The sequence below is a fragment of the Mycobacterium sp. genome (assembly GCF_044370595.1).
Taxonomy (GTDB): domain Bacteria; phylum Actinomycetota; class Actinomycetes; order Mycobacteriales; family Mycobacteriaceae; genus Mycobacterium.
Window position 1 is genome coordinate 1 of the sequence record NZ_JBILVF010000209.1, and the last position, 4,593, is coordinate 4,593.

9 protein-coding genes are annotated in these 4,593 nt (G+C 68.3%); 3 read left to right on the plus strand and 6 right to left on the minus strand.

The features are described 5' to 3' along the window. A partial coding sequence (locus ADBZ5N_RS17500) for a putative endonuclease domain-containing protein (protein ID WP_526259635.1) occupies positions 1–182 on the plus strand: 182 nt, incomplete at its 5' end. Between the two features lie 119 nt (positions 183–301). On the opposite strand, the gene ADBZ5N_RS17505 is transcribed toward ADBZ5N_RS17500, so the two are convergent. Genes ADBZ5N_RS17505 through ADBZ5N_RS17520 form a run of 4 tightly spaced genes read right to left on the minus strand, consistent with a single transcriptional unit; the run spans position 302 to position 2,864 of the window. Continuing rightward, entirely contained in the window at positions 302–793 is a 492-nt protein-coding gene (locus tag ADBZ5N_RS17505; protein ID WP_526259637.1) for a GNAT family N-acetyltransferase, read from the minus strand. Continuing rightward, on the minus strand, positions 790–1,215 hold the full coding sequence (locus ADBZ5N_RS17510; RefSeq protein WP_526259639.1) for a hypothetical protein: 426 nt from the start codon (positions 1,213–1,215) through the stop codon (positions 790–792). The genes ADBZ5N_RS17505 and ADBZ5N_RS17510 overlap by 4 nt, the downstream gene beginning before the upstream one ends. A 3-nt stretch (positions 1,216–1,218) precedes the next feature. Further along, positions 1,219–2,457 (minus strand): O-succinylhomoserine sulfhydrylase, encoded by a 1,239-nt coding sequence (locus ADBZ5N_RS17515; protein WP_526259641.1) that lies wholly within the window; start codon positions 2,455–2,457, stop codon positions 1,219–1,221. Then, positions 2,454–2,864 carry a rhodanese-like domain-containing protein gene (locus tag ADBZ5N_RS17520; protein ID WP_526259643.1) on the minus strand — a complete coding sequence of 137 codons (411 nt, stop codon included), beginning with the start codon at positions 2,862–2,864 and terminating at the stop codon, positions 2,454–2,456. Before ADBZ5N_RS17520 ends, ADBZ5N_RS17515 begins: the two co-directional genes overlap by 4 nt. 68 nt (positions 2,865–2,932) lie before the next feature. Between ADBZ5N_RS17520 and ADBZ5N_RS17525 the strand changes: the two genes are divergently transcribed. Together ADBZ5N_RS17525 and ADBZ5N_RS17530 are read left to right on the plus strand one after the other, a co-directional pair. Beyond that, positions 2,933–3,310: a DUF202 domain-containing protein gene (locus ADBZ5N_RS17525; RefSeq protein WP_526259645.1), complete on the plus strand. Its 378-nt coding sequence runs from the start codon at positions 2,933–2,935 to the stop codon at positions 3,308–3,310. Beyond that, on the plus strand, positions 3,307–3,651 hold the full coding sequence (locus ADBZ5N_RS17530) for a DUF202 domain-containing protein (protein WP_526259647.1): 345 nt from the start codon (positions 3,307–3,309) through the stop codon (positions 3,649–3,651). Before ADBZ5N_RS17525 ends, ADBZ5N_RS17530 begins: the two co-directional genes overlap by 4 nt. 4 nt (positions 3,652–3,655) lie before the next feature. Here the strand turns inward: ADBZ5N_RS17530 and ADBZ5N_RS17535 are convergent, their stop codons facing one another. Then, complete coding sequence (locus ADBZ5N_RS17535; protein ID WP_526259650.1) at positions 3,656–4,105, minus strand: Rv0361 family membrane protein; 450 nt, start codon at positions 4,103–4,105, stop codon at positions 3,656–3,658. Positions 4,106–4,127: 22 nt separating this feature from the next. Continuing rightward, the coding region (locus ADBZ5N_RS17540; RefSeq protein ID WP_526259652.1) for an AAA family ATPase at positions 4,128–4,593 on the minus strand (466 nt) is incomplete at its 5' end.

A 4,593-nucleotide genomic window follows, 5' to 3' on the forward strand; every position in this document is an offset into this window, starting at 1 on the left:
AGTACGACAGCGATGCATGGCACAGCGGGCCTGAAGCTTTGCGCAGGGACAGGGAGAAACTCGCTGCCGTCCAGGACCTCGGCTGGACCATAATCCCGATCGTCGCGCAAGACGTTCGTCGGCGTCCTCAGCTACTGGTCCGCCGCATCGACGGCCACCTCCGCAGCGCGGCGGCCGCCTGAGCGTGCACAAAGTGCACAGTGTTGGCGGCGCGCCGCCGTGCCGACACGCACGCTCGCGGGGAAGGGGTGGGGCGGGGGTGCGGGAGTGGGGGTAGGGGCCGGCAGGGAGCCCGGGGTTCTCAGTCGAGCACCTTCTCGAACGCCAGGGCGTACACCTCGGTCTCGGCCGGCCGCGGTGCCGTCAGCTTGAGGTACCCGGTCGCGGTGTAGAGCGCCTCGGCCTCAGGTTGGCGATCACCGGTGGTGAGGTAGACCCGGCGGTAGCCGGCGGCGGTGATCCGGGCCTCCAGTTCGGTGAGCAGCAGGCGGCCATATCCCCTGCGGCGGTGTCGCCGGTCGGTCCAGATCCGCTTGAGCTCAGCGGTTTCCACGCCATCGACAACGCCGAACCGGCGGAATGCACCGCCGGTGACGGGCACCGAGTCCAGCAGGCCGATCAGCATCCCGCCGGTGGGCGGGCTGAACTCCGCGGCGGGATAGCCGCGCAACCAACGCAAGACACCCGCCTCGGTCCCGTCATAGCGCGTCGCGTATTCCACGGCGAGTTCGGCGATCAGCGGTTGGGCCAGTTCGTGATCGGCGTCCACCTCGACGAAACGCAACGGGCTCAAGCCAACTCCGGCCGGGGCGATCCCTCGCGATAGGCCTCCAGCGCAGCCAGGTCGTCGGCCAGGCTGTCCGGGTCGAGGACGTTGACGCCGTCGTCCTCGCAGGCGCCCACCAGGGCCGCTCCGAATTCCAGCACCACCTCATCATCGTCCTCGACGAGGGTGATCCAGACCCGGGTGACCGACTCACGGTCCTCGTCGGCGAAACTCGCCGCCGACGGTGGGTAGACCCAGCTGACCAGGTTGTGGGAGTTCTCGGCGTCCAGCACCCAACCCCGCGCGGTGATCCACTCGTCGACGTCGGCGACCGCCTCCCCGATGGCGTCCGCGGTGTCATCGGCGGTGTCATCGGCGGCGAGGAACTCCTGCCGGGCGGCCTGCCGCTTGCGCCGGCGCGCCTTCTTTGACTCCGACTGACGTGACACTGATCAGCTCAGAGCACGGTCCAGATCGGCGATGAGGTCCTCGGTTCCCTCCAGACCGACCGAGATACGCACAACTCCGTCGCCCAAACCGATGGCGGCCCGGCCCTCGGGGCCCATCGCACGGTGGGTTGTGGTGGCCGGGTGGGTGATCAACGTCTTCGCGTCGCCGAGGTTGTTGGAGATGTCGATGATGGACAGTTTGTCGAGCACCTCAAAGGCCCGCTGCTTGCCCCGATCCTCGGGGGCGTCCAATTCGAAGGTGACGACGGTCCCGCCGCCACTCATCTGCCGTTTGGCAAGGTCGTACTGCGGGTGCGAGGACAGGAACGGGTAGCGCACCCAGCTCACGCCGGCGTGGCCCTCCAGGTACTCCGCCACCCGCTGCGCCGAGGCATTGCTGTAGTTGACCCGAACCGCCAGCGTCTCAAGGCCTTTTAAGAGCACCCAGGCGTTGAACGGGCTCAACGCCGGTCCGGTGTGACGCATCAGGGTCTGCACCGGGCCGTCGATGTAGTCCTTGCTGCCGAGGATCGCCCCGCCCAGCACCCGGCCCTGGCCGTCGATGTGCTTGGTCCCGGAGTAGATCACCACGTCGACCCCCAACGGCAGACCGTGCTGCAGCAGTGGCGTGGCAAAGATGTTGTCCAGCACGACTTTCGCGCCGGCTGCGTGCGCCATCTCCGAGACGGCGGCGATGTCGACCAGACTCTGCATCGGATTGGACGGGGTCTCGAAGAAGACGGCGGCGGTCGGCTGGCTCAGCGCCTGCTCCCACTGGTCGAGGTCCTCGCCGTCGACGAACACCGTCTCCACCCCCCAGCGGGGCAGAATCTCGTTGCACACCACGAAGCAGGAGCCGAACAGGCTGCGGGCTGCGACCAGTCGATCGCCCGCGCCGAGCAGCGCCCCCAGACCGGTGAATACCGCGGCCATCCCGGAACCGGTGGCGAACACCGCCTCGGCACCCTCGATCAGCCGCAGCCGTTCCTCGAACATCGAGATGGTCGGGTTGCCGTAGCGGGAGTAGACGTAGCGGTCGATCTCGCCGGTGAACGCCTTCTCGGCTTCTGCGGCCGAGGAGTAGACGTAGCCGGAATTGAGGAAGATCGCCTCGGAGGTCTCCTCGAAACCGGAGCGCAGCAGTCCGCCGCGCACCCCGATGGTGGCCTGGCTGACCCCGTCGGGCAGCGGCGTCGGTATCCGCACCGAGGGGACCCCGCCGTCTGTGAAGCCCTGGGTCATGACTGCTTCCAGGGCAGACCCTCTGCGCGCCAACCTGTTCCGCCTCGATGGGCGTGTACGTCAAGTTGACCCTCGAATCCCTCCAGCATGTTGTAGGCCGGGGCGATACCGGCCGCAGTCGCGGCTTCGGCTGCTGGGATGGACCGGTTGCCCGACCGGCATAGGAAGATCACCGGACGCTCCCCGGGGGTGACGCCGGCGGCGATCAGGTCGGCGACGAAGTTCTCATTGCGCCCGGCGGCGGTGTTCCACTCGACGAACACCACCTGGCGGCCCAGGCTGGAAAGATCCGGCACCCCCACCCAGTTCCACTCGGCGGCGGTACGGACGTCGACGAGCACCGAGTCGGGGTTCTCGCTGAGCAGTTTCCAGCTTTCCAGCGGGCTGACATCTCCGGCGTAGCTCACAGTCGTGAGTCTCCCACACCGGAACTGCGGTACAGACGACGTACCTTTTGCGGAGTAGTTTCCCTGGGGTGAGTCTGCTTCGGCGCAAGCCGCCCCTGAACAGCGTGGGCACCGATCCGGATTACCGGTTCACGCTGGCCAATGAGCGGACGTTCCTGGCTTGGCTGCGAACGGGGTTGGCTCTGCTTGCAGGAGCGGTGGGGCTGGCGGGACTGGTCCGCGACTACGGTCCCCGGCCGATGCAGGTGGTGCTGACGGCCTTGCTGATGGCGCTGTCGATGATCGTCACCGTCGGCGCCTATGTCAGATGGGACCGCACCGAACGGGCGCTGCGTGAACAACGTCCGCTGCCCACCGATCCGCTGCCGCGGCTGATCATCACCGGTGTCGCCGCCGTCACGGCGGCCGCCGCGGTCCTGGTCTACCTGGCCGAAACCGGACGATGACCGAATCGGATCCGGCGGGGTTGGTCGGCGACGCCGCCCAGGCCGAACGGACCGCCCTGTCCTGGCAGCGCACCGCGGTGGGCATCGTCGCGGCGGGGGCGCTGGCAGTGCACTGGGCGGCCGTCGCCAACCTGCCGGCCTGGCCCGGTGCCGCGCTGATCGCCATCGGCGGCTTCGCCGGGGTGGTGCTGGTCCGCCGGCGCTATGCGCGGGTGATACAGACTGTGAGGGCCGGACAGACCCCGGTCTCCCGTTACCTGGTCCCCGCCACTGCAGCGTTCATGGTCGCTGTCGTGACCGCCGCCGCGGTAGGCATCGCGGTCGAGATGACCCGGCTGTAAAGGACTACCGCGGCCCGGGCGAACAGACTTTCCACGCGCCGTCCTCCCGGACGACGGTCATCGGCGTGTTGAGCTTGTCGTCTTTCGCCTTCTCGAAGTGGTACACCACGGTCGCGGTGGCCCGTTCACCGGTCACGGCGATGTCCTTGACGTCCTCGACGTAGCGCGCGCCCTTGGCGTCGGCGGACCGGCGCTGATCGGCCAGCACCTGGCTCTCGACACCCTGCTGGGATGCGCAGGTGAAGGTGCGGAAGTCGGCGTAGTTTCCACGCTGCAGCGCGTCGTTCTGCCCCACCACCGCCCGGCCCACCGCGACGTCATCGGGCAGCGGGTCCCCGCCCCCGCTGAAGCGCAGCCCAAAGAACACGATGAGCACGACCAACGCCACCGCCAGCGCGGCCAGCATCGGCATCATGGTCGGCCGGCTCTCGGCAGGTTCGGCAGGTTCGGTCATAGCTGCCCAGAATAGGCCCGGTTCATCCGCGGTCCGGCCATTGCCAGGGCGGTTCGTCCAGCAGACCCTGGCCCTCAACCACAGTCTGGCCGTCCTGTTTCGCCAACTGCAGCAGCGCCGGTTCGGCCTGATCTTGCAGTGCGTTCACCAATGCCGCCGCGTGGGTGACGACCAGGATCTGGGAGACCTCCGAAGCCCGGGCGATCAGCGCGGCCAACGCCGGGAGCAATTCGGGATGCAGACTGGCCTCGGGTTCGTTGAGGACGGTCAGTTCGGCCGGCCGGGGCGACAGCAGTGCCGCCACCCACAACAGGTAACGCAGGGTGCCGTCGGACAGTTCGGCGGCGGTCAGCGGCCGCAGCATCCGCGGCTGCTGCAGGGTCAACTCGAAGCGGCCGTCGGCAACACTGACCCGCACCCGGCTGCCCGGGAAGGCCTCCTGAACCGACCGTCCCAGCGCCGCGGCGTCGCCGACTTCGGCGATGGTC

What these genes read in the sequence shown, in the direction of transcription:
- ADBZ5N_RS17515 (WP_526259641.1), bottom strand. Translation starts at nt 2,457, where the DNA reads ATGACCCAGGGCTTCACAGACGGCGGGGTCCCCTCGGTGCGGATACCG.
- ADBZ5N_RS17530 (WP_526259647.1), top strand. Translation starts at nt 3,307, where the DNA reads ATGACCGAATCGGATCCGGCGGGGTTGGTCGGCGACGCCGCCCAGGCC.
- ADBZ5N_RS17535 (WP_526259650.1), bottom strand. Translation starts at nt 4,105, where the DNA reads ATGACCGAACCTGCCGAACCTGCCGAGAGCCGGCCGACCATGATGCCG.